21 protein-coding genes are annotated in these 21643 nt (G+C 54.2%); 9 read left to right on the top strand and 12 right to left on the bottom strand.

Going from position 1 to position 21643, the window contains the following annotated elements:
• Positions 1–71: 71 nt before the first annotated feature.
• On the top strand, positions 72–782 hold the full coding sequence (locus C1J05_RS14275) for a Crp/Fnr family transcriptional regulator (protein ID WP_205388958.1): 711 nt from the start codon (positions 72–74) through the stop codon (positions 780–782).
• Positions 783–1330: 548 nt separating this feature from the next.
• Here C1J05_RS14275 and C1J05_RS14270 read toward each other — a convergent pair.
• From C1J05_RS14270 to C1J05_RS14240, 7 genes are all read right to left on the bottom strand, one after another.
• Positions 1331–2200 (bottom strand): NAD(P)-dependent oxidoreductase, encoded by an 870-nt coding sequence (locus C1J05_RS14270; protein ID WP_114870836.1) that lies wholly within the window; start codon positions 2198–2200, stop codon positions 1331–1333.
• A 17-nt stretch (positions 2201–2217) separates the two neighbouring features.
• Positions 2218–3177, bottom strand: coding sequence for a 2-hydroxyacid dehydrogenase (locus C1J05_RS14265; RefSeq protein ID WP_114870835.1), 960 nt, complete (start codon positions 3175–3177; stop codon positions 2218–2220).
• The gene (locus C1J05_RS14260) at positions 3174–3368 is read right to left on the bottom strand and encodes a hypothetical protein (RefSeq protein WP_114870834.1); all 195 of its coding nucleotides are present in this window, start codon (positions 3366–3368) and stop codon (positions 3174–3176) included. Before C1J05_RS14260 ends, C1J05_RS14265 begins: the two co-directional genes overlap by 4 nt.
• Before the next feature lies 1 nt (position 3369).
• Entirely contained in the window at positions 3370–4722 is a 1353-nt protein-coding gene (locus C1J05_RS14255; RefSeq protein WP_114870833.1) for an amidase, read from the bottom strand.
• A complete protein-coding gene (locus C1J05_RS14250; RefSeq protein WP_114870832.1) occupies positions 4719–6086 on the bottom strand; it encodes a TRAP transporter large permease in 1368 nt (455 codons plus the stop codon). Before C1J05_RS14250 ends, C1J05_RS14255 begins: the two co-directional genes overlap by 4 nt.
• Positions 6087–6118: 32 nt before the next feature.
• On the bottom strand, positions 6119–6709 hold the full coding sequence (locus C1J05_RS14245; protein WP_114870831.1) for a TRAP transporter small permease subunit: 591 nt from the start codon (positions 6707–6709) through the stop codon (positions 6119–6121).
• 104 nt (positions 6710–6813) lie between these two features.
• On the bottom strand, positions 6814–7908 hold the full coding sequence (locus tag C1J05_RS14240) for a TRAP transporter substrate-binding protein (protein ID WP_114870830.1): 1095 nt from the start codon (positions 7906–7908) through the stop codon (positions 6814–6816).
• A 533-nt stretch (positions 7909–8441) separates the two neighbouring features.
• Here C1J05_RS14240 and C1J05_RS14235 point away from each other — a divergent pair.
• The gene (locus C1J05_RS14235) at positions 8442–8795 is read left to right on the top strand and encodes a CidA/LrgA family protein (RefSeq protein ID WP_114870378.1); all 354 of its coding nucleotides are present in this window, start codon (positions 8442–8444) and stop codon (positions 8793–8795) included.
• Positions 8792–9508: an LrgB family protein gene (locus C1J05_RS14230; RefSeq protein ID WP_114870379.1), complete on the top strand. Its 717-nt coding sequence runs from the start codon at positions 8792–8794 to the stop codon at positions 9506–9508. The genes C1J05_RS14235 and C1J05_RS14230 overlap by 4 nt, the downstream gene beginning before the upstream one ends.
• 559 nt (positions 9509–10067) lie before the next feature.
• On the opposite strand, the gene C1J05_RS14220 is transcribed toward C1J05_RS14230, so the two are convergent.
• Positions 10068–11537: an arylsulfatase gene (locus C1J05_RS14220; protein WP_114870828.1), complete on the bottom strand. Its 1470-nt coding sequence runs from the start codon at positions 11535–11537 to the stop codon at positions 10068–10070.
• A 178-nt stretch (positions 11538–11715) separates the two neighbouring features.
• Here C1J05_RS14220 and C1J05_RS14215 point away from each other — a divergent pair, with 178 nt between their 5' ends.
• Positions 11716–12357 carry a TetR/AcrR family transcriptional regulator gene (locus tag C1J05_RS14215; protein ID WP_114870827.1) on the top strand — a complete coding sequence of 214 codons (642 nt, stop codon included), beginning with the start codon at positions 11716–11718 and terminating at the stop codon, positions 12355–12357.
• 742 nt (positions 12358–13099) lie between these two features.
• Positions 13100–14308: a recombinase family protein gene (locus C1J05_RS14205; protein WP_162798082.1), complete on the top strand. Its 1209-nt coding sequence runs from the start codon at positions 13100–13102 to the stop codon at positions 14306–14308.
• A gap of 720 nt (positions 14309–15028) precedes the next feature.
• Here the strand turns inward: C1J05_RS14205 and C1J05_RS14200 are convergent.
• Both C1J05_RS14200 and C1J05_RS14195 read right to left on the bottom strand, forming a co-directional pair.
• Positions 15029–15841 carry a cyclase family protein gene (locus C1J05_RS14200; RefSeq protein WP_114870824.1) on the bottom strand — a complete coding sequence of 271 codons (813 nt, stop codon included), beginning with the start codon at positions 15839–15841 and terminating at the stop codon, positions 15029–15031.
• A 37-nt stretch (positions 15842–15878) separates the two neighbouring features.
• Complete coding sequence (locus tag C1J05_RS14195) at positions 15879–16286, bottom strand: carboxymuconolactone decarboxylase family protein (protein WP_114870823.1); 408 nt, start codon at positions 16284–16286, stop codon at positions 15879–15881.
• Positions 16287–16674: 388 nt separating this feature from the next.
• On the opposite strand from C1J05_RS14195, the gene C1J05_RS14190 reads away from it, so the two are divergent.
• Both C1J05_RS14190 and C1J05_RS14185 read left to right on the top strand, forming a co-directional pair.
• On the top strand, positions 16675–16995 hold the full coding sequence (locus tag C1J05_RS14190) for a hypothetical protein (RefSeq protein ID WP_114870822.1): 321 nt from the start codon (positions 16675–16677) through the stop codon (positions 16993–16995).
• Positions 16996–17039: 44 nt separating this feature from the next.
• A complete protein-coding gene (locus tag C1J05_RS14185; protein ID WP_162798081.1) occupies positions 17040–17672 on the top strand; it encodes a hypothetical protein in 633 nt (210 codons plus the stop codon).
• Positions 17673–17978: 306 nt separating this feature from the next.
• On the opposite strand, the gene C1J05_RS14180 is transcribed toward C1J05_RS14185, so the two are convergent.
• A complete protein-coding gene (locus tag C1J05_RS14180) occupies positions 17979–18290 on the bottom strand; it encodes a bactofilin family protein (protein WP_114872330.1) in 312 nt (103 codons plus the stop codon).
• A 236-nt stretch (positions 18291–18526) separates the two neighbouring features.
• Entirely contained in the window at positions 18527–19528 is a 1002-nt protein-coding gene (locus tag C1J05_RS14175) for an AraC family transcriptional regulator (protein WP_114870820.1), read from the bottom strand.
• Positions 19529–19682: 154 nt separating this feature from the next.
• On the opposite strand from C1J05_RS14175, the gene C1J05_RS14170 reads away from it, so the two are divergent.
• Together C1J05_RS14170 and C1J05_RS21545 are read left to right on the top strand one after the other, a co-directional pair.
• Positions 19683–21242 (top strand): arylsulfatase, encoded by a 1560-nt coding sequence (locus C1J05_RS14170; RefSeq protein ID WP_114870819.1) that lies wholly within the window; start codon positions 19683–19685, stop codon positions 21240–21242.
• A complete protein-coding gene (locus tag C1J05_RS21545) occupies positions 21235–21549 on the top strand; it encodes a hypothetical protein (RefSeq protein WP_162798080.1) in 315 nt (104 codons plus the stop codon). The genes C1J05_RS14170 and C1J05_RS21545 overlap by 8 nt, the downstream gene beginning before the upstream one ends.
• The last annotated feature ends 94 nt before the right edge of the window (positions 21550–21643 follow it).

Below are 21643 nucleotides of genomic sequence, written 5' to 3'. Positions count from 1 at the left end.
CTCGTGTCCTACAGAAAACGCGCGCGTTGACTTGACAAATAAAGAGGTACACGTAGGAACATTGTCCAATATTGGACATAATCGGCGACAAAATGAGAAAAAACCAAATAGAGAAAATTGAAGTCCTGCGCCGCGTCGGCTGGCTGTCGGACTGCCCGGCGGAAATCCAGGCCGCAATTTTTGACATCGCCACCGTTCTGCGACTGGAGGCCGATGCGTCTGTCTATCAATTGGGTGGCGAGCCAGGCGGATTTTTCGGCATCGAGGCCGGCTGCGTCGCCTTCGAAGCCGCGCAGTCCTCCCGGGCGCCACAGAAAGGTCTCATATTTCACGCTGGTTGTTGGTTTGGTGAAGTTACCTTAACGGGACAGCGGGTCCGACTGGTTGGCGCACGCACAACACGTCCGAGCACGCTCGTTTCCATTGAACGCCGCAGATTTCTAGCGCTGGCTGCCCGCCAGCCGGAGATTTGGCGCTACGTGGCGGATCTCACGGCCGACAACCTTGCGCGCGTAGTTGGTCTGGCCGAGGACCTGATGTTGCGCGACAGCCGCCAGCGCCTCGCCGCGACCCTCGTGCGCCTCGCCGGGCTGCGGGAGGCGTTCCCGCCGAACCCGCCCGTAATCGACGCCACGCAAAGCGAAATCGCCGCCATCGCCAACTTGTCGCGCAGCATGGGCTCGCCGCTCCTGCAGGAACTGGAGCGGGACGGGCTGATCGAACTGAACCGCTCCATGATCCTGATCGCGGATCCGCCCGGGTTGGTACAGCGTACTTCGTGATCCAAATAGGACATGTCCGATTAGAGCGTAGATCGGGTGGATGGAACCGCGGCGGACTGCTCAGTTTGTTCCGCACAAGCTGTCAAGACTGCGTATCACTGACAGTCGCTACCAAACCAGACGACCACCAAGACGTTTGGTTTTACTATATAAACCAATGTCGTAGGAAGCAAATAGCTTTCGATCCCGATGGCGTCCCCTCCCGAACTAGAAAATGCAAAAACTGCTTCTCAAGGATTTTTGGAGGATTGGACAGGTTGTTCTGGCGGGTTAATCTCTTAACCGCTAGAGGTGTGCAATTCGTGTACAACGCAAAGTGAAGGTCCGCAACCTGCCCATAGCCAAGCGCGTGTTCATGACCGCGACACCACGGCACTATGACGTTCGCAACAAAGACAAGGAAGGCGACAAGAAGCTCGTCTATTCGATGGACGTGCCAGAGGTATAAGCCTGAGAGTTCGCGCCACAGCCAAGTTAGCACGCGTCTCTGCCTCTCTCATGCGGTGAAGGCGGGCCAGGTCTCTTGAGTATTCTGGCTCACATTCGGGTCAGCTATTTTGAAGTCGTTTGAACAAGGCAGAGGTGTCCCATCTGCCGCCACCCATTTTCTGCACGTCCTTATAGAACTGATCCACAAGCGCAGTGACTGGTAAGGACGCGCCGTTTTCATTCGCGGTATCAAGGCAAATCCCAAGGTCCTTGCGCATCCAATCAACCGCAAATCCATGATCAAAATGATCATCGAGCATCGTTTTGTATCGATTCTGCATTTGCCATGATCCCGCTGCCCCCTGACTGATGACCTCGACCACAGCCTCACCGTCTAATCCTGCTTTAGACGCAAAATGCAGTGCCTCTGACAGGCCCTGTACAAGTCCCGCAATCGCGATTTGATTGCACATCTTGGTCATCTGCCCCGCGCCGCTGTCGCCGATGCGCCGGCAGAGCTTGGCATAGACGTTCAGTACAGGTTCTACCAAATCGTAATCTGCCTGATCGCCACCACACATGATCGAGAGTTGGGCGTTTTCCGCCCCTGCTTGCCCGCCTGAAACAGGGGCGTCCACATAGGCGATGACCTTCTCCTTGGCGGCAGCATAAAGCTCAGCCGTCACGGCGGCGGAAACAGTCGTATGGTCCACGAAGGTGCTGCCCTTGGAAATCGCTGCAAATGCGCCATCGGGTCCAAGGCACACGCTTCGCAGATCATCGTCGTTTCCCACGCAGGCCAATACTATCTCAGCACCCGTCGCGGCTTCTGCCGGGGTTTTACCCAAGGCCCCACCGTATTCCTTTACCCACGTTTCGGCCTTCGCTGTGGTCCGATTGTAAACTGTCACGTCATGGCCGGCCTGTGCCAAATGGCCTGCCATCGGATACCCCATGACACCAAGGCCCAGAAATGCGATTTTTGTCATTGATTTTTCCAATATTTTTAAAGTTTGTCCTGCGGGGTTTTTCCCGCAAAGAACGCATCAAGGTTGTCCAGCGCACGGAACCCCATGGCATCACGTGTCTGCAGCGTGGCACTGCCGATATGGGGCAGCATAAAGACATTATCGTATGCGGCGAATGCGGGATTGCCCCCCGGCTCGACCTTGAAGCAATCCAGCCCCGCTGCAGCCACCTGACCGCTATCAAGTGCGGCTATTAGGGCGTTTTCGTCGACCAAGGCGCCTCGCGCCGTGTTCACAACGACAGCGCCACGGGGCAACAGTGAGAAACGCTCTGCATTCATCAGATCCGCTGTCTCCGGCGTAGCTGGGCAATGCAGCGATAGAAAATCTGCGACCCGCAGAAGCGACTCGACGGTGTCGTGATAAACCGCGCCGTGCGCTTGATCTTCAGGCAAGGCGCTGCGGTTAAAGTAATGCACTTCCATATCGAAGCCGCGAGCTTTCGCGGCAAAAGCCCGTCCGACACGACCCATCCCGACAATGCCCAGACGCGCGCCTGTCACCTGCTTACCCACCATGAATGCCGGTGACCAGCTGTCCCAGTTGCCCGTACGTACGATCCGATCACCAGCGACTGCGTGACGGGCAGCACCCAGCATCAATAACATCGCTAGTTCTGCCGTTGCGTCCGACAGCACATCGGGCGTATTTGTAACAACGATCCCGAGCGCTTTCAGTGCAGGCAAATCACAGTGATCCACGCCGACGGAATGGTTCGCAATAATCTGAAGACGATCGGAAAATTGCGCGACGACATCAGCACTGAAATGCTCGGAGTGACATGGAATAATTGCGTCAAAATCGGCGCTTGCCGCAATGAGATCCGCGGCGGTTCCGGGAGTATCGTCATGATTGATGACGACGTCAAAATCTCGCGCGGCTCGTTCCAGAGTTGCGTCAGAAAGGCGGCGGGTAATCCAAAGGCGTTTCTTGCTCATTTCTTACGAACGCAATCGTCCCAGAAGTCATAGACCGCCATGCCGCAAACGATGATCGCAATGATCATGAACGGCAAGCCACCCATGAAACCGGCAAAACCACTCGAGATGCTTTGAGACAAACCGCCAATAAAAATGCACAGGAATGCGGTGCCTATTAGCCCTGCAATCAGTTTGACCGTGTATGACATTTCAGGTTCCTTTCTGATCTACTGTTTCAGCGAGATATTTCTGAAGCCATCGCGCTGTGCGCAAAAGGCGGTCGTCTTTTTCTGCGGGGCCGATCAACTGTACACCAATGGGCAATCCATTTTCCCCCACCAGAAGTGGAAGCGTAACACAGGGCAGACCAGCTAAAGTCCACAGGGTGCAGAAAATCGGATCGCCCGTGCCCTCACCAAACATTGGCGCCTCGCCCGCAGCGGACGGCGCAATGATGGCATCATAATCGACAAAGAAATTAGCAAAGAATGCTTCCGCTGACGCTTTGACGGCCAACGCATCTTCATACTCGGTCTTAGTAATCTTTCGCGCGCGCGTTATGATCGTCTTAAGTATATCGCTAATCTGGTCCCAGTTTTGATCGAACACCTCAGCCTGATGTTGCGCGATTTCGTATTCGTGGATGCGAGCTTGTACTGTGACAAGGTCGGCCAATGTGTCAGCCGGTTGCATCCGCGTAACTTGTGGGCCAAGGATTTCCAGAACTGCCTCGATCCCATCGCGAGCGTCGGTTGACAGCCTATCATTGAAGGGGAGATCGAACCACGCAAATTCAGGCGTGACTGGCGCCTCAGCCTGTGCACCAGTTAACATGTTGGGCCGCGGTCGGGCTAGGCTGACGGTATCGTATTGATCATAGCATCCGAGCACATCTGTCAAAAGTGCGACATCAGCGAGGCTGCGGCCAAAGCAGCCGACTTGATCAAGAGAGACTGACGTTTGAAGAACACCACTTCGAGAAATCACGCCCCGCGTCGGCTTGAATCCGAATGTACCGCAAAATGACGCTGGCCGGATCACGGACCCATTGGTCTGCGTCCCGACCGCTAGCGGTACATGGAAAGCTGCCACAGCCGCGGCTGATCCGCTTGATGACCCTCCTGGGCTGTGATCCGGATTGTGCGGATTGCGGGTTTCATTGGCATGAACAAAGGCCAGTTCCGTTGTAACGGTCTTGCCCAAGATAATCGCGCCCGCTTCGCGCAGTCGCTCTACCAGGCGCGCCACATGATCCGTCCGGCGACCAGAAAAAATTGGAGTTCCGCACTGGGTTGGCATTTTGGCCGTATCGATTATGTCTTTAAGCCCGACAGGAATGCCATGCAACGCACCTGTGGCAAGGCCCGCCTTGCGGATCCGGTCACATTCCTCTGCTTGTGCCAACGCCACGTTGCCATCCAGAAACGCCCACGCCTTGATCCTGTCATCCGTTGCCTTGATCTGCCCGATACAGGATTTCACAAGTTCGACTGAGCTAAGCCGACCCGAGGCGAAGGCGTCCAGCGCCTCGGATGCAGTCAGTTTGTAACTGTCTTGGATCATGGAATATATGGACCGAACAGGTAATCAGGGAACCAAAGTGCGATGGCTGGGAAGGTATACATCAAGACCATCGTCAAGATCACGATCCCCAGATAAGGCATGATACCACGGAAAATCTCCATTAGCTCGATTTGGTTTTTGAGCACCCCTTTTAGATAGTAGGCAGACATGGCCATGGGGGGCGTCAGGAACGAGGTTTGCAAGTTCAGCGCGATCAGCATCGCAAAGAAGTACGGGTTTACACCGAACACTTCGAGAAGCGGCAGGAAAATCGGCACGAAGATGATCAAAATCTCGGACCATTCCAGCGGCCAACCCAGCAAGAAGATGATGACCTGCGCAAGGATCAGAAACTGCCACGGCTCAAGGTCCATACCGCCGACCCAATGGGCGATAATGTCGTGCCCGCCAAGGTATGAGAACACCGACGCAAACGTCCATGATCCCACGAACAGCCAGCACACCATTGCGGTGGCTTTGGCGGTCAGGAACACGCTTTCTTTCAGCTTCTGCCACGTCATCGAGCGATAAAGCACAGCCAGCACCATACCACCCAGCGCACCCATGGCCGCAGCTTCGGCTGGTGTCGCCAAACCGCCAAGGATCGAACCAAGAACCAGCGCGATCAGCACCGTCAGGGGAACAAAACTCACCAGAAGGTCTTTGTAGATTTCTTTCGGGGGGGGCGGGTTTTCGGTAGTCGGCTTTGGTGCAAGCGCGGGATTTAGGTAAACGCGGATCATCACGTAAACGATGTACAATCCCGCCAGCAGCAATCCAGGGAAAACCGCAGCCGCATAAAGGCGCAGCGGTGACAAATCAGCAATCGCCGCATAGACAATCAGCATGATTGACGGCGGGATCAGAATACCCAGCGTACCACCCGCACAGATCACACCCGCAGCGAAACTCTTATTGTAGTTGGCGTTGGCCATTGCCGGAAAGGCCAGAAGGCCCATCAGCGTTACAACCGCCCCCACAATACCAGACGCGGTCGAGAACACCGCACAGGTCAGAAGCGCGGCAATGGCAAGGCTGCCCGGCAGATTGCGCGCGGCCATGTAAAGCGAGAAGAACAACTTGTCGATAATGTTCGCCCGCTCAACCACGTAACCCATGAATAAGAACAACGGGATCGCCACAAGGATCGGGTTCTCCATCACGGAGTAGGTGTTCTGGTTCAGAAGGTAGAAAATATTGTTGTCGAAAATATCGCTGAAATTCTCGATCGAGCCTCCGCGGTGATAGGCGTAATAGCCAAACGCCACACCCATCGCGAGCAACGTAAAGGCAATCGGGAAACCAAGGAGAACGAGAACAATAAACAGTCCAAGCATCAACAGGGCGACTTCGGGATTTGTCATCTTTTTATCTTTCTAGAAGCGCTTGAAGGCGGTCATTTTTTGGAAGGAGAGACTGCTGCGATGGCGTCTAGGTCCGCATCGGTCAGCAGGTCTTCTGTCTCTTTCACGTCAGCAAGCCGTTCGGGCCAAACGCCGGTGCGCATAGCCATCACGCAGCGTACCAACTCGGCGATGCCCTGGATTACGAGCAATCCACCGGATAAGGGGATGAGCGACTTGAAAAAGTAAATCTGGATAGAGGCCGGGCTGTTGAAGCTGACCTCTTTGTAGCGCCAGCTGTCGGACGCAATCTCGTAGCCATACCACGCAAGCGCGATAACGCCGGGAAAGAAAAACAGGAAATACAGCACAAAATCGAGGCCTGCCTGAGCCCTGACAGGGAACAAACGGTACAGGACGTCAGCCCGCACATGCGTATCTTGCGCCAAGGCGTAGGCCCCGCACATCAAGAACAAGGCGCCATACATCTGGATCATCATATCGAAGGCCCAAACGGTCGGTGAGTTCAGGACATACCTTACGAAAACCTCATAAGACACTGACAATGTCAGGATCAGGATACACCACCCGAAGGCGCGACCGATCCAAAGGCTAAGCCCCTCAATTGCATGCACGAATTTCATCTTCTGCTGCTCCCCTTACAGATAGAACGGGCGTTCTTCAGTCCCCCAAAGTCGCAAAGCCCGGACACCTGCTGGTGCCCGGACCTTGCCGTCAGTTTCAGCGATCAGGAGAAGTAGTGATCGTAGGCCAGCTTGTAATCCGGCTGGTTCAGGTTCAGGTAGCCCATGACCTCGCGTGCGTAGGTCTTCTGGGATTCCATCACGCGGGCGAAGAAGGGGTCTTCGCTTGCGATGCGATCAGCAACTGTGTCCCATGCCGCCAGCTGTGCCTCAAGGACAGCTTGTGGTGTGCGGTGTACGCTCACGCCGTCCTGCTCTTGCAGCTTGATCAGGTCATCGGAGTAACGCTTGGTGTTGCCCCAGTAGAAACCGGAGTTTTCAGCCATGGATGCGTTGCGGATGATTGCCTGATGTTCTGGCGACAGGCCGTTCCAGACGTCTTTGTTGATCGTAACTTCAAAGCACTCTTGGCTCTGGTGGTATGACGCAAGCATGTAGTCCTTAGACACATCCTGCATACCAAAGTCGCGGTCAGACGTCGGGTTGTTGAATTCGGCTGCGTCAATCAGACCCGACTTCATGGCCGGCTGGATTTCGCCACCCGGCAACTGAACAACAGACATGCCCATTTCCAGCATTACATCCGCGGCAAGACCCACAGTGCGGTACTTCAGACCATTCATCTGCGACGCATCCGTAATTGCCTCGCTGAACCAGCCAAGGGGCTGTGCAGGCATGGGTGAGTTGAAGAAGGACACAACATTGAGCTGCAACTCTTCCATCAGCTCATCAAAAAGTTCCTGGCCGCCACCTGCGTGGATCCAGCCCAGCATTTCCTGGCTCGACCAACCAAAGCAAGGCCCAGTCCCGAAAAGAGACGCGGACTTGGATTTACCGTACCAATATGCGGAAACATAGTGAGCTGCGTCAAGAACGCCGCGGTGAACCGCGTCTTGCATCTGGCTTGTTTTCACGACGGAATCGACAGACAAAACCTCGATTGTCAAAGAACCACCGGACATTTCATTGACGCGATTTGCAAAGGATTGCGCATTTTCTAAGAAAATACCGCCACCCCAAGCCGCTTGCATTTTGATGTTTGTGCCGTGGCCTTCAGCGACCGCTGGTGTCGCCAACGCTGCGGCACCGGCGACGGCCGTTCCGCGCAAAAACTTTCTACGATTGATAGAGTTTGTCATGTTTCCTCCCAAGGATTGATTCAAATTGAGCTGCCGACAAAGGGCAACTCTGACTTATGAGCCTCGGGCGCGAAATTTACATGATGCTTGTTCCTCCCAAACCAGCATCATGCGTCGCTTAAGCCCGCGAACCTATCGGACCTTAGAAGAAAAAAACTCTGGAACAAGCATTTAATGGCAAAAGTTTCTGCCAAGCGTTCGATCGCGCCTAGTCCCATTTGCATTGAGCGGGCAGTGCTAGATTTGTCTTTGAGCACCATTTTCGAAGGAGGAATCGTGTGTAAAGTCAATTTTTTCAGAGTGTTGGAGCATTCTTCTTTTGACCGCTCATTACCAGACAGTCCGTGAAAATTTGTTTTCAAAGTTCACAGATCTTTTGGTGTGAACGAAACTCTTTCAGATATCTGAACCGCGCCAGTTTTGGGATAGCCGCTTTGCCCCACATATGCTCCCCTAAACAGAATGTTTCCATTGGTGTCGCAAAGCATTTGGTATCAGAATGACAAGGAAAGCGAGTTCAGGGGAGAACCACCATGCTTCAGACACTGGGACTTCTCTTGGGCTGCCAGTTGCTTGGAGAAATGACTGCTCGCGGCCTTAGCTTCCCCATTCCGGGCCCAGTGCTGGGGCTCGCATTCTTAGTGCTGCTGCTCGGCTTCAGGCCCACACTGACCGAGCAGCTCAGACCAACAACGACAGTCGTACTGGCGAACTTGTCATTCCTTTTTGTGCCTGCAGGTGTTGGTGTGATCGGCAACTTAGAGGTTTTTACCGATAACGGACTTACCTTACTGTTTATCCTGACTGTCTCGACACTGCTCTCCATGCTGGCTGCGGTTGGAACGTTCATCGGCGTTCGGTTTTTAATCGAAAGCCGGACGACATGACGGATGTCGCGGACCTGTGGAGCTATCTGTCGACAACGCCCCTTATATGGCTCACAACGACCATCCTCGCCTATTTGCTCGCGGATGGCGTAGCGCGGCGACTTGGTCAGCCGCCTTGGGCCAATCCGGTACTTCTGTCAGTCCTTCTCATTGCACCAATCCTTTGGCTGACACGAACCGACTACACGACCTATTTCGAGGGCGCACAATTCATCCATTTTCTGCTTGGCCCCGCGACGGTCGCATTGGCTTTGCCGCTTTGGGATAACCGAGACACAATTCGGACCTCAGTTGCGCCGATTGTATTGGCTTTGCTGACGGGCTCGGTTGTTGCGGCGGGCTCGGCCATTTTACTGGCGCGTGCCTTTGGTCTCCCGATAGAAGTGCTGCTTTCTCTGGCGCCTAAGTCCACAACCGCGCCCGTCGCTCTCGGTATCTCAGAAGCTATAGGAGGGCTACCAGCGCTGACAGCAGTATTGGTTATCCTGACTGGGATTATCGGTGCTGTGACGGTTACGCCTCTCATGAACCTGATCGGGGTCTCTGATTGGCGCGCACGCGGTTTTGCAGTCGGTGTCGCAGCTCACGGAATTGGGACGGCCCGTGCATTTCAGGTAAATCCTGTGGCAGGAGCCTATGCCGGCATAGCGATGGCATTGAATGCACTACTGACAAGCTTGATCGTACCAGTATTGGTGCGTTGGTTGATTTGAACGTGTTTCAATTTGGACCCGTTGGAGGGGGCACCGACTGCAAAAGTGTTTGAATGACGCCTTTAACCCACAGAACAGTGCGGAGAACAAGCTCGCTACCCAAAGTGGTCTAGGGGCTGGGAGCGGACGATGAACGGCGGCTTTGTCCGCGCCTTGATTGTTCTGACACCGCGCGGCGAAAGCGCGGTTTGGATTTGACGTGGTTTGCCCAGATTGAATGACCGCATTGGCGACGTGAGCTGCAACGCGCCGACAGACATGCCGCAAGCGCGAAGCGATGCTGCGTCCGCGAAGTACGAAGAACGAATGGCGGCAAAGTCCCGCAACTGAGACATTAGCCACCAGCGCAGCGAACGGCCGGTTTTCCGCATTGCGGCCATTGGTGCTTTGCGCCGCGAATGACGGCAGTGAGCCCAATCCGGAAGCAATCTTGATTTTACGCTCGCAGATGTAGCAATGCGACCGGCTGAAAGCATCTGCGGCAATTCAGAGCGAAAAGCAGCCATTCGACCCGCCTCAGAATCCGGGCACGTCCTCCATTCCTGGCGGTTCAATGTATCTATTTGCCGAAGTCCGGGTCTGTGAGCGTTACGCCAGGCGGGTTGGGATGTTCCCTCAACGATTCATTGTACTCGGCCACGAAGCGGAGCCACTGTGCCACAACCCACGCGTTGTCGCCCGAAATCGAATATTCCTCTCGTGGGTCCATCTCGATGTTGAAGATATCAGGGCCGCCGTTCTTCTCGACCTGGACGCCCAGCAAACCCTCCTGAGAAGGGTTGCTAAAGGACCCTCTGTAGGCTTTGGGGTATATTCGAAAATGCCGCCAGCGCAGTGCGGCGACCTTGTTGTTCACATGGGTCAAGAGATGCTCGCGCTTCGACATGTCCTGCTGACCAAGAAGAAACGCGCTTTGGTCGACGCCGTCATAGGGGCGATCGTCAGGCAGGTCCGCACCGACAATGGAGGCGAGTGTGGGCAGAATGTCGTGGATCGCGACCATTTCGTTGGTCTTGCCGGGCTTGATCTTCTCAGGCCAACGGATCATACCTACGGTCCTGATTGATCCTTCCGTAGGATCACCCAACTCGCCCCGGAAAGGGCCATTGCTGCCTCCCTTGTCGGGCCAAGGGGCCGCATCCGGCGAGGCGCCGTTGTCGCTCATCCATAGAACGATGGTGTTGTCCTCGATCCCTGCATCCTCGATGGCCTGAAGCACCTGGCCCGTGCGGTGGTCGAGTTCCATCATCGCATCGCCGTAACGATGGGTTGATTTCCCCGTAAACTCTGGCGCGGTCAGGCTGGGATAATGCGTATGCGTCCAGCCAATATAGAGGAAGAATGGAGTCTCGGCGGCAGCCTGTCGGGCGATGTAGTTGACGGCGGCGTCTGCGATGTCGCTCTCGATCTGGCGTCGATACTCCAGCGTGTATTCCCGGACAGGTGTCAGATTACCCTGACCGTCCGATTCGTAGATGTGGGGCACCGCCTCGAGGATTGTCGCTTCATCGATCCTCGCGCGCTCCATGTTGGGCCGGTAAAGCGTGCTTTCGGATGTCTCTATGACGCCGACTCTGTATTCATCAAACCCCTGCCGGGTGGGCCAGCTCTGCTCCTCAAAGCCAAGATGCCACTTGCCGACGATCGCGGTCGAGTACCCCACCGACTTGAACATCTCGCCAAGCGTGAATTCCTCTTCCTGCAACGTGTTTGGCAAGCCCCCGAGTATGATCGTCCCAAGACCCGAACGCACGGAGTAGCGCCCCGTCATCAGGGCGGCTCTGGAAGGCGTGCAACCCGGTTCGACGAGAAACTGCGTCAACTGCAGGCCTTCAGCGGCCAGTTGGTCGAGCACGGGTGTCGGCATTCCGCGCATCGCCCCGCCGCCGTAGGCGCCGATGTCGCCATACCCGACATTGTCGGCCAGCATGAGAACAACATTGGGCTTCTCGGAAGCGCCCGAAGGAACAGCTCCGACGCCAATGGTCAGTGCAAGCGCGACGCTACCGCTGAGAAGCTTGATATTCATCTGTTTTCTCCTTTACCTGCTCGACGTGTGTCGGGTTTGCGGTGGCATCCCGCTGCCGAATTAGGTCATGTGATCTAAACAAATATTTAGGCCAATTGTTCTAACTCTGGCAAGCTCGTTTTGGCTTTCCCGGTGACACTGGCAAGGTGAACGTGAAAAAAAGAAGAGGCGAAACAGCGTGCGAAAGCAGGAATCGACCACTCCCAAACGGGCATCGAAAGGCAGTTTGCAGGCAACGCCAGAGCGCATTTTGGACTGTGCGCGCGATGTCCTGATCCGACAGGGCTATGCAAAATTCACGACCCGTTCCGTGGCTGCGGCCGTCGGCATCTCGCCCGGAAACCTGGCGTACCACTTTCCAAGCAAGCAGAAGTTGCTGCAGGGTGTGGTCAATCGAATGGTGGCTGATTATTCGGGCCAGTTTGAAGCACTTCTGACAGAAGGGGAACTCCAGCCTGGCCAGGATGTTCGAAGCCTTGTTCGATGGTTGCTGACGGACACTGTCAGAGAGGAAACCGTCAGGGTATTCCGTGAATTGTGGGCTATATCTCTGCACGACGAAAGCACGCGCACGGCCATCGACAACATGTATGACGAACTCATGGCAGGCGTGACCGAACTTCTGAAACGTTCTTACCCGAACGTTGAAGTTCGGAAGTTGCAGGAGGTCGTTCAGCTCATCGCCTTCGCATCGGAAGGTAGTATAGCGTTGTACGGCACACGCTTCGACCGCGCTGTGTCACATGAACAGATGATCGACGTCATCACGCAGCTCATCGATCTGTATGTGCCCGAACTTGGAGCCAACCGCAGCAAATAGATGAACAGAAGCCGTTTTCTGCTGATCGCTCAAGTCAAGCGCACAGGCGGGATGGACATTTGCCCTGTTTGAATGTCGGGACTGTCCGCATGTGCGACATAGAACGTGAGCGCAGCGAATGTCCGGATTGGGTTTCGGCCGATTTGCGTGATTTGTACGTCTGCTTTCAGTAAATCCTGCTGCGCTGCCGCGAGCAATCCAACGACACCGTCGAGCGATTAAGGTGATTTTCGCCGCATCCGCATCAGGCGGCTTCGTCCGCACAGCGGATCTCGGTGCATCGTGCATCTAAGGTCCGCTTTCCGCCCAATTCGACGGTGTCCAAAGTTGCATAATCGGCATTCTGGAAACAGACTGTTTCCTAGAGCGAGATAGACATAGTTTTGCCACAATTTAAAGTGGAGTCGGGGTAGCGTGCTTGCGTAGCATGTATGACGTTCTTTTCCCAAGTAATTCGATTTGAGCTCGCATGCTCCCCCACGAAACTTCCCACGTTTAAATCTTCTTGGCGGACCTTGATTCAGACTGCTGCGCACGACCGCTCTGCGGGGCAAAAACGGATTGTAACCCGTCCAACACGATCCTGATCTTCTCTTCGGCTGAATATTGTTTGCGCGTGGGCTGAATGGCCGTTTCGTCCGGCGGTTTCAACGGGTCGACGCAACACATGCATTGAAACGCTCGGCTGACGGCCGAACGCATCCGGGACAAGGTTGCCGCCTCAAAACGCAAAGGCATGTGGATGGGCGGCGCCGTACCAATGGGATACGACGTGGCGGACAAGGCGCTGGTGGTTATACCTGACGAAGCCACCGCGATCCGAACGATCTTTGCCGAGTATCTGGCAGCAGGTTCAGTGCGGCAGTTATCCGCGCGGCTTGATGAACTGGGTGTGGTCAGTAAACGTCGAACCAACCGGCATGGGCGTGTGAGCGGCGGCAAAGCCTTCTCGCGCGGCGCGCTTTACAACATGCTGCGCAATCCGATCTACATCGGCAAAACCCGCCACAAAGAAGAGCTGCATGAAGGGCTTCATGAGGCGATCATTGATGACGCTACTTGGCAGCTGACTCAGGCCCAATTGGCGGATAATGGGGGCAAAAAGATCAGCGCGGCTCGCCGGTCTGCAAGGCGTCTCCTCGATGGGGTGCTGTTCGATTCCAGGGGCCGCCAAATGCGCACGACCTACGCCAGCAAGTCTTTGCGCCAGGAAGGAATGACACGGACGAAACGATACTGGTATTATACCACGGCAGTGTCCGGTTCAGACGACAAATTTAGGATCGAGCGTTTGCCCGCAGATGAGATCGACCGTGTTGTTCTCAACGGCCTCAGAGAACACCTGTCTGATCCCCGTTGGTTGGCGGATCAGATCAAGGGGCACGAGAGAGATGCAATACTGATCGCTGATATTTTACGGGCAACTGACAAATGGCGGGCGGATACGGAGGAATCGGATGGCCATGTCACAGCAAAAAACTTACCAAGTATCATAGATCGAATTGATGCGCAGAAGGACCGGTTGTCCGTCTCGGTGAACATCGCTGAGATGGTGGAGTCAGATGCAGACCACACGCCAATCCTGGCAGGCTTTGAAATTCCGTTCCAAAAGCGTCAGAACGGTCGCGCTAAGCCGATCGTCATTGCAGCCAAAGGTGCAGCGCAAAGGGACCCGGACCTCATAGCACTGGTTGCGGATGCGAGACGGTGGGCAGGTGAGCTCCTTGATGGAGAGACTTCGTCCATTCAACAGATCACGGAACGGGAAGGTTTGCGCAGCGGGTCTGTCAGCCGCATCCTTCCGCTTGCCTGGTTGGCACCAGACATCTCAGCGGCGATTCTGGAAGGTCGCCAGCCGCAGCATCTCAACGCGAAAACACTGCGCAATCTACGTGAACTTCCGTTGGACTGGATACAGCAACGTCAGGTCCTCGGATTTGCTCAACTTTGAGATCGCTTTGAACGGCTCAAGACCTCACGTGCAATTGCCCCGCTGAGACTTTCTCTGAAATAGCCCCGAAAGTGCTCAAATCATAGACCATCTGTGAGGTCTCTGGCGCACTGATTGACTGCAACCCACTGAAATATAGCCACTACTCTGAGCGCTGGTGCTGTCGGTGGTTTTAGGGAGACTGAGTGGTGGTGGACGCAGTCCTGACCGAACCGGTCTTGGGCCTATTTTCCCTGTTTAGCAGGGAAATAACAGGGAAAATCTGCAAATTCGGACTGATTTGGTTCGTTTTTGACGATTTTCACCCAGATTCTTGATTTGTTTACAGCGTGTTATGGGGCTTTTCCCTGTTCTCAAATTAGCAGGGAAAAAATATCCGGATATCAGGGAAAGAAATTGAAAGAACAGGGAAAGGTGGTAGGCGAGCAGGGAAATCAGGGAAGCCAGCATCCCCCCGGATTTTCGATAGCACCGTCGATCAAGTCTCCCTCACGAAAGGCTAGATAAAAATCGAAGCCGCCATTGGTGCAAATCGCGGCGATTGTCTGGTCCGAGCCCAATGTACATGATGCTGCGTTCAGGACGAATGGCAGATTTGCGGTTGCTTTGTGATAATCAGCAAAATCTACTCAGGCGCATTCAGCGTTAACAGAACATCTCAGATTGCGCCGCAAGATAAAAGCCACGGGTACAATCCAGCTCACCCGTGGCTCTGACGCTTTAGATCATCGCGAAAATACGCGCCGGCCCACCTGTGCCGCCGCGGTGCTTGGGTGCGCCGATGACCAACGTGGCACCAGCGGCGGGGACTTTGTCGAGGTTGGCGAGGTTTTCGATCCCGAAGCGGCCTGCGGGCAGCCACGCGTAGTGGGTCGCAAAATCCGGCGAAATGCCGTGATCCAGCGACAGTGTATCCACGGCAATGGATCCGGCACCTGTTTCTAGCAGCATCTGCGTGGCTTCAATATGGAACCCCGGATAATGCTGCGCTTCGCCGTCAAAGTTACGGAAGCCGTCGGTCTCGACCTTTGGTCCCCAGCCCGAATGCATTGCCACGCAAGCGCCGTCCGGGATATCGCCGTTGACCTTGATCCATGCTTTCAGATCGTCAGGCGTGACTTGCGCGTCTGCGTTTTCGGCGGCGCGCGCGGCAATATCGACAACGCACAAAGGCGCAATCAGCGAGGACACGGGGATTTCATCAACGGACATGCCATCTTCCGAAAAGTGCAGCGGCGCGTCGATATGGGTGCCTGTATGCTCGTTCACCGTGAACTGCTGCAAATTAAAAGAATGTTCCGCGTAGTTAAAAATTTGCTCCCGCGAAAACTGGCTTTCGCCAAAATACGTTGGGAAGTCTTCGTGCAGGGTGTGGGTCATGTCCTCAACCGTGCCGTGACCCGCTGCCATGGCAGGGGTGCCAATAGCCGCGCCCGCAACGGCGGCAAATGCGCCTGCACCGCTGGCCTTAAAAAAACTGCGCCGCGATAGCATCTTTTTCTTCACAGAATTCATTACGCAAATATCACACATGGTATTTTCCTCTCTGTCGGTGGTCCTATCAGGTCTATCATTTCACTTTGAATTCGGGGTCGACGGGTACTTGCAGTGCCGTCACTAGATGATTGGTGGATGCCGCAAGGGCCACGATCTGCATCAGCTCGCCGTGTTCGGCCTCGCTCATGCCTTTGGCTTTGGCCGCTGCCGTGTGGGAGTGCACGCAATAGCTGCACCCATTGGCCACGGAGACCGCGATATAGATCATCTCGCGGGTTTTCGCATCAAGCACGCCGGGCACCGCCATTAGGGATTTAACGTTGTCCCATGTGCGTTTCAGACCTTGCGGGTCTGCGGCCAATGCGCGCCAGATGTTGTTGATAAAGTCCGAACCTCGGGTTTCACGGATATCGGCAAAGACGGCCCTCACGATAGGGTCTTTGTCAGCCTCTGCGTCGGTCATCAAATGCGTCGTTGCCATTATACGGCCCCCTCTGCATGCGCCCAGTCCCAGTAAAGCGCACGCGCCTTCGCAGCGTTAGCCCCTGCCGGCACGTCACGACCCCACTTGAGAGGTCCAGATTGAAACTTAGTGCATGATTGGCTTTTGGTCCATCGGGATGATGGCTTCTGGGGCCGGTTGGCGGTAGCCTTTCTGCCAATTCAGCTGTTGTCCCAGCCATGAGACAGGCAGCGCCAACGAGACCGGTCAGTTCGAGGGTCTGCTTCGTCCCGCTCAGCCGACATCGGTGAAGCCTGCGGCGAACGGCAGCACCGAGCCGAAGCGTTCATCACAAAAGTGTTGCGAAAGAAGTTTTAAGCTGTTCCTAATTCGTGATTAAACAATGGAATGCTACGGAGGAATTTTCATGGGCAAAGGTCTATTAGCCACTTTGACATTTGTTGTCGGATTGGTTGTTGGCGGTATTGGCGGCGGCATGATGGGCGTTGGCAGTGGCGCGGGAATAGGTATTGCAACGGGTCTTTCGGCTGGCGTTTGCGGCATTGCGAACGCTGCGCAGCAAGAGGGGCTTTTGACCGAAGAACAGGTCGATCAAGTCTTCAACCGCGCGGTTAGCAATCTCAGGGAGTTGACACCTGACGCAGAAGGCAGTGGCGAAACGATTGTCGGTGCTGCAAGCGAATGCGACGCAGTACTGCAAAAGCTTCGGGACGCTTCTGCGTCATAACTTTTGTGCCCGAGTACAAGCAGCTCAAGGCAAGGAGATGGGCGATGAAATACATTCGACTGAATTCTGCATTTTTGGCTTTGGCGATTATGGCAACTCCAACCGTGGCCGATATATCCGACGAAGCAAATGCTTGCATCGACGAACTCATCAGCCGCGTCGGGAACGTGGGTGGCGAAGTACTGGGCCAAGAGTTTTCCGAAGCTGCCATTATGGTTCGACTGCGTGATGCCAATGGCGGCGTTTATGAGTGTCTCGTCTGGTCTGGCCCCGAAATCGCGGATTTCCGGCAGGTCAGTGGCGAAGGCACCATGGCCGATGACGGAGGTGGCGCGATGGCGGGCGCTTCTGCTGCTCCAGTCGTATCAGGGTCTCAGCGGGTCCAGTTCGCGGCAGGCACCAGCGGCGCGGCTATGTCCGGCACTCTGAATCCAAATTCATCAGTGAGCTACGTGCTTGGCGCGGCAGACGGCCAGTTCATGCGCATAGACGTTGGTTCCCGTGGCGGCGCGCTGGACTACAAGATTTTTAACCCGGACGGCTCGCTCCTTTTGGACCTGATCTCTTCCGACACCCCTTATCAAGGTCAACTCTGGCAGTCCGGCGACCACGTGGTCGAGATCGTCAATTCCGGGGCGCAACCAGTTACATTCGATATCGGCATCGGCATCGAATAGCCAAATCACGGCCGATTGTTGTAACTTGCATTGGGTGGCTCCTCTCGTAAGGAGTTCATGACAACTGCACGATGGCGTATTGCGACGCCGAATGTTGCAGGAGCCATCCACCCCATCCGCAACTGAGACATTCGTTGTGATTGCAGCGAACGTCCGCTGCCGGTGAAAGCAGTCGTTCAAAAGCAAAATTCGAATTTGCAGCCATGAAGGACTGCTTTGCGCTGCACAGCAGACAGTCACCAAATTTCGGTGAATAACTGCATCGAGCCCAAATCGGCCTCAAATTTTTTGTCATGTAACCCTACATCAAGGGCCTGTTATATTGACTTTGCCAACAAATATACCGCCACCTTCCGTTGTCATAGTTTTCGCGGAGATATCGCCCTTGATCTTTGAAGTGGCGGCGACCCGCAATTCATCACATTTCAGGGTACCCTCATAGCTGCCTTCAATTGAAACTGAGGCAGCGGTGAGATTCCCATCTAATTTTCCGGTCTGATGTAACTCGACCGATGCGGCAGTGACATTACCCAGCACTTTGCCTTTGACTTCGACGCTACCATCCTTTGCTTCTAAATTGCCTTCTATGGTTAGGTCTTCTTCGACTACTGATTTCATAGGTGTGGCTTCCATTTGGCACGGACACGCGACCTTCCTGACAATCATTCCCGCCAAACACAACACTGAAGCTTAAGTTGCCAACTTTCGTAAGCGCCGGTCAGAGGTGACAAAGGCTCACCTAGAAGCAGAAGTTCATCTGGAATTGTCGAATGACTGCACCGAGCCCAAAGGCGACACTGACCTTCAACTTTTGAACTGGAGTGTAAATGAGATTACGGAACATCCATGCACCATTAGACTTTGTAACGATACTCGGTAGGAGAACATCCCATCCGGCTTTTGAAAAACCTCGTGAAGTCGCCAGCATGTGCATACCCCAACTCCATTGCGATCTCGGCTACAGCATTCGTTTTGTCCGCCAGAAGTCTGAGCGCCCAATCCAGTCGAATATCTGACAGAAGTTCCGAATGACTTGTACCAACCTTTGCGAGTAGACGCCGATAACTCCGCTCGCTGATCCCAAATGATCTTGCAACGCGCTCAGACAGATTGTCGGTTGTCGAAGACATAACGAACTGAGACAGACAAGATGAAATGGCCGACCGTATATCTATATGGATGGCTTCAGACATCAGCCCGTTTGATCGGTTCTCCATATGTCCTAGTGTAAAGCCCGAAAAGGCAACATCGACAACATCAAAAGCCATGCCAAACCCTTGCTTTTTCAGGGTTACTGGAATGCCCCGCAATTCTTCCGGTATGTCTGCCTGTGTTGTAATTACTGGAAGATGGAGGGCTCTTGGGTGCACCCGTCGTCCGAGAGCGCGGCGCACACCCAATAACATGATGCTGAGATTGTATTGGATTATCGGCCATTCATCAGACCAATCGGTGGCTGAGGTTGTTCGCTCAATCCACAAAAGTTCGCCTCTTATCTCGCAATAAAACCGCGTTCCAGTTATGTAACGGTTAAACGTGGTCGTCAAAGCCTGCAGCGCTTCTTTACCCGTTGCCCCTACAGGAAGTGGTATTCCGACCACCGAATGGGTTTCCTGCTTTTCAGACATGTCGAGGCTTAGACTTGTGTACAAGAAAGAAGGATCACCTAGCTTTCGATGGACAAGATTGAGAAAGCTCTCAGTTGCATGGAGCGGCACATATCCAGTTGTGTCTTCAATAATCGAACCGGGTAAACCTGCACGTTCCGCTAGTCGCTCAAGTTGCGGCATCGGTATGGCTGCGGCACCAATCATTGGCTTGATCGCATGCGCGGCAACAATGCAAAATTGTGCCATATTTTATTCCTCACTTCCAAACATTCCGCGACCCGATAACGCCTTCTTTGGACGTAATTCCCTGATGCGTGGCCGGAAATGCTAAGGCTATTCTTACCATACGTGCTAATGTGTTTCTCCAAAAATTATTTGGAGAAAAGGGAGCTTGTTACGAATGGGGACATTCTTTCAAAAAATCAGCGGATCAGCGGCAACTGCTGCATTCTGCGCTGGGCTAGCACTGTCCGCCGCTACGGCAGTGGCACAAGACCAAAAACCGATGAACTATTTGGTCATCTGGGGAGACGATGTGGGGTACTGGAATATCAGTGCCTATAATCAAGGAATGATGGGCTACGAGACGCCTAACATTGACCGGATTGCTAATGAAGGGATGCTGTTCACGCACGCTTACGGCGAACAGTCGTGTACTGCTGGCAGAGCCTCCTTTGTTACAGGTCAGTCGGGGTTTCGAACAGGTTTGCTTAAAGTTGGCTTACCGGGGGCAGCGGAGGGGATGTCCGAAAAGGACCCAACTGTTGCGGAGTACATGAAGTCAGTTGGCTACATGACTGCACAATACGGGAAAAATCATCTTGGTGACCGCGACGAACACTTACCGACGAACCATGGCTTTGATGAGTTCTTCGGCAATCTCTATCACCTCAATGCAGAAGAAGAGCCTGAAAGCGTTGACTACCCGCAAGACCCGGAGTTCAGAAAGAACTTTGGTCCGCGTGGCGTTATCCGTGCAAGTGCAGATGGTTCGATCGAAGACACTGGGCCACTGACGCGCAAGCGTATGGAAACGATTGATGAAGAAGTCACGGCGGGTGCCATAGATTTCATGGAGCGTGCGGTAGATCAGGAAAAGCCATTCTTTCTTTGGTACAACACTACCCGGATGCACATTAACACTCGGCTCAAGCCCGAGAGTGAAGGTGTAACTGGCTTAGGTGTTTATCCCGATGGTATGGTTGAACATGACGGCATGGTCGGCGAAATGCTGGACAAGCTTGAAGAGCTTGGCATCGCAGACAATACCGTAGTTATTTACTCTACTGACAACGGAGCGGAAGTCTTTTCATGGCCGGATGGTGGGACCACCCCGTTTAAGGGTGAAAAAAATGATAACTGGGAAGGCGGCTACCGTGTTCCCATGATGATAAAGTGGCCGGGCGTCATCGAACCGGGCCGCAAGTCGAACCAGATCATCAGTCATCTTGACTGGTTTCCGACATTCATGTCGGCACAAGGCGATGAAAACATGAAAGAACGCATGCTGACCGAGGCTCCGTTTGGGGACGCGAACGAGCCCGTTCACCTCGATGGTTATGACTTTATGCCATACTTCAAAGGCGAAGCCGAAGAAGGGCCGCGCAAAGAGTTCTTTTACTTCAATGACGGTGGTGATCTCGTAAACCTGCGATATGGCCGTTGGAAACTTGTGTTCGCTGAACAACGCGCCGAAGGCTTCGAGGTTTGGGAGGAACCCTTTGTTCCACTGCGGGTACCGAAACTGATCGACCTCTATAGCGACCCTTTCGAGCGCGCGCAGGAAGAAGCGGCAGGATACACTATGTGGCGGTTTGAGCGGCTCTATTTGCTTGTTCCGGCGCAAGTATTTGTCGGCAAGTTCCTCGAGACTTTCAAAGACTATCCACCCCGGCAAGCTCCGGCGAGCTTCTCTATTGATCAGGTTCTGTCTTCTCTGCAGCGCAATCAGGGTGGCTGATGCTGATTTCGACTTAGTAAAGAGTGAGACAAGTTTTGGGGCGCCCGCATCTGGCGCCCCTTATTGGCAGAAACCACAAGACGACTTAGGCGCATGTGAAATTGGTCATTTTACCATAAAAAGTAATCTGGCGAAAAAGCTCAATGTCCGTTCAGTCCGCAAGGCGGTCATTAATACAGAGTGCAGCGAACGTCTGGTGCCGGTAAAAGCAGCCATTCGGAACAAAAGTTTCGAATTTTCAGTCGCTAACGGCGGCTTGACGCGACACAGCAGACACTCGCCAAAAAACTGTGAACTTCCGCTTTGAGCCCTTTTGCGACATTTGGCTCGATCACAACATTCGATACCGACGAGAATTTCGCGACTCGCCGGGCGCTGTGCTATGCTTGTGACGCAAGGTG

The organism is Sulfitobacter sp. JL08, from assembly GCF_003352045.1.
GTDB lineage: Bacteria > Pseudomonadota > Alphaproteobacteria > Rhodobacterales > Rhodobacteraceae > JL08.
The sequence above is the reverse complement of the archived record's forward strand: the minus strand, read 5'-3'. Positions and strand labels throughout refer to the sequence as shown.

Bases quoted from the DNA above. Each gene is read 5' to 3' on its own strand.
- C1J05_RS14235 (WP_114870378.1), top strand. From the start codon at position 8,442: ATGCTTCAGACACTGGGACTTCTCTTGGGCTGCCAGTTGCTTGGAGAA.
- C1J05_RS14240 (WP_114870830.1), bottom strand. From the start codon at position 7,908: ATGACAAACTCTATCAATCGTAGAAAGTTTTTGCGCGGAACGGCCGTC.
- C1J05_RS14250 (WP_114870832.1), bottom strand. From the start codon at position 6,086: ATGACAAATCCCGAAGTCGCCCTGTTGATGCTTGGACTGTTTATTGTT.
- C1J05_RS14175 (WP_114870820.1), bottom strand. From the start codon at position 19,528: ATGGCACAATTTTGCATTGTTGCCGCGCATGCGATCAAGCCAATGATT.
- C1J05_RS14255 (WP_114870833.1), bottom strand. From the start codon at position 4,722: ATGATCCAAGACAGTTACAAACTGACTGCATCCGAGGCGCTGGACGCC.
- C1J05_RS14260 (WP_114870834.1), bottom strand. From the start codon at position 3,368: ATGTCATACACGGTCAAACTGATTGCAGGGCTAATAGGCACCGCATTC.
- C1J05_RS14200 (WP_114870824.1), bottom strand. From the start codon at position 15,841: ATGTGTGATATTTGCGTAATGAATTCTGTGAAGAAAAAGATGCTATCG.
- C1J05_RS14220 (WP_114870828.1), bottom strand. From the start codon at position 11,537: ATGAATATCAAGCTTCTCAGCGGTAGCGTCGCGCTTGCACTGACCATT.
- C1J05_RS14270 (WP_114870836.1), bottom strand. From the start codon at position 2,200: ATGACAAAAATCGCATTTCTGGGCCTTGGTGTCATGGGGTATCCGATG.
- C1J05_RS14230 (WP_114870379.1), top strand. From the start codon at position 8,792: ATGACGGATGTCGCGGACCTGTGGAGCTATCTGTCGACAACGCCCCTT.
- C1J05_RS14190 (WP_114870822.1), top strand. From the start codon at position 16,675: ATGGGCAAAGGTCTATTAGCCACTTTGACATTTGTTGTCGGATTGGTT.
- C1J05_RS14180 (WP_114872330.1), bottom strand. From the start codon at position 18,290: ATGAAATCAGTAGTCGAAGAAGACCTAACCATAGAAGGCAATTTAGAA.
- C1J05_RS14205 (WP_162798082.1), top strand. From the start codon at position 13,100: ATGGGCGGCGCCGTACCAATGGGATACGACGTGGCGGACAAGGCGCTG.
- C1J05_RS14185 (WP_162798081.1), top strand. From the start codon at position 17,040: ATGAAATACATTCGACTGAATTCTGCATTTTTGGCTTTGGCGATTATG.
- C1J05_RS14245 (WP_114870831.1), bottom strand. From the start codon at position 6,709: ATGAAATTCGTGCATGCAATTGAGGGGCTTAGCCTTTGGATCGGTCGC.
- C1J05_RS14265 (WP_114870835.1), bottom strand. From the start codon at position 3,177: ATGAGCAAGAAACGCCTTTGGATTACCCGCCGCCTTTCTGACGCAACT.
- C1J05_RS14170 (WP_114870819.1), top strand. From the start codon at position 19,683: ATGGGGACATTCTTTCAAAAAATCAGCGGATCAGCGGCAACTGCTGCA.
- C1J05_RS14195 (WP_114870823.1), bottom strand. From the start codon at position 16,286: ATGGCAACGACGCATTTGATGACCGACGCAGAGGCTGACAAAGACCCT.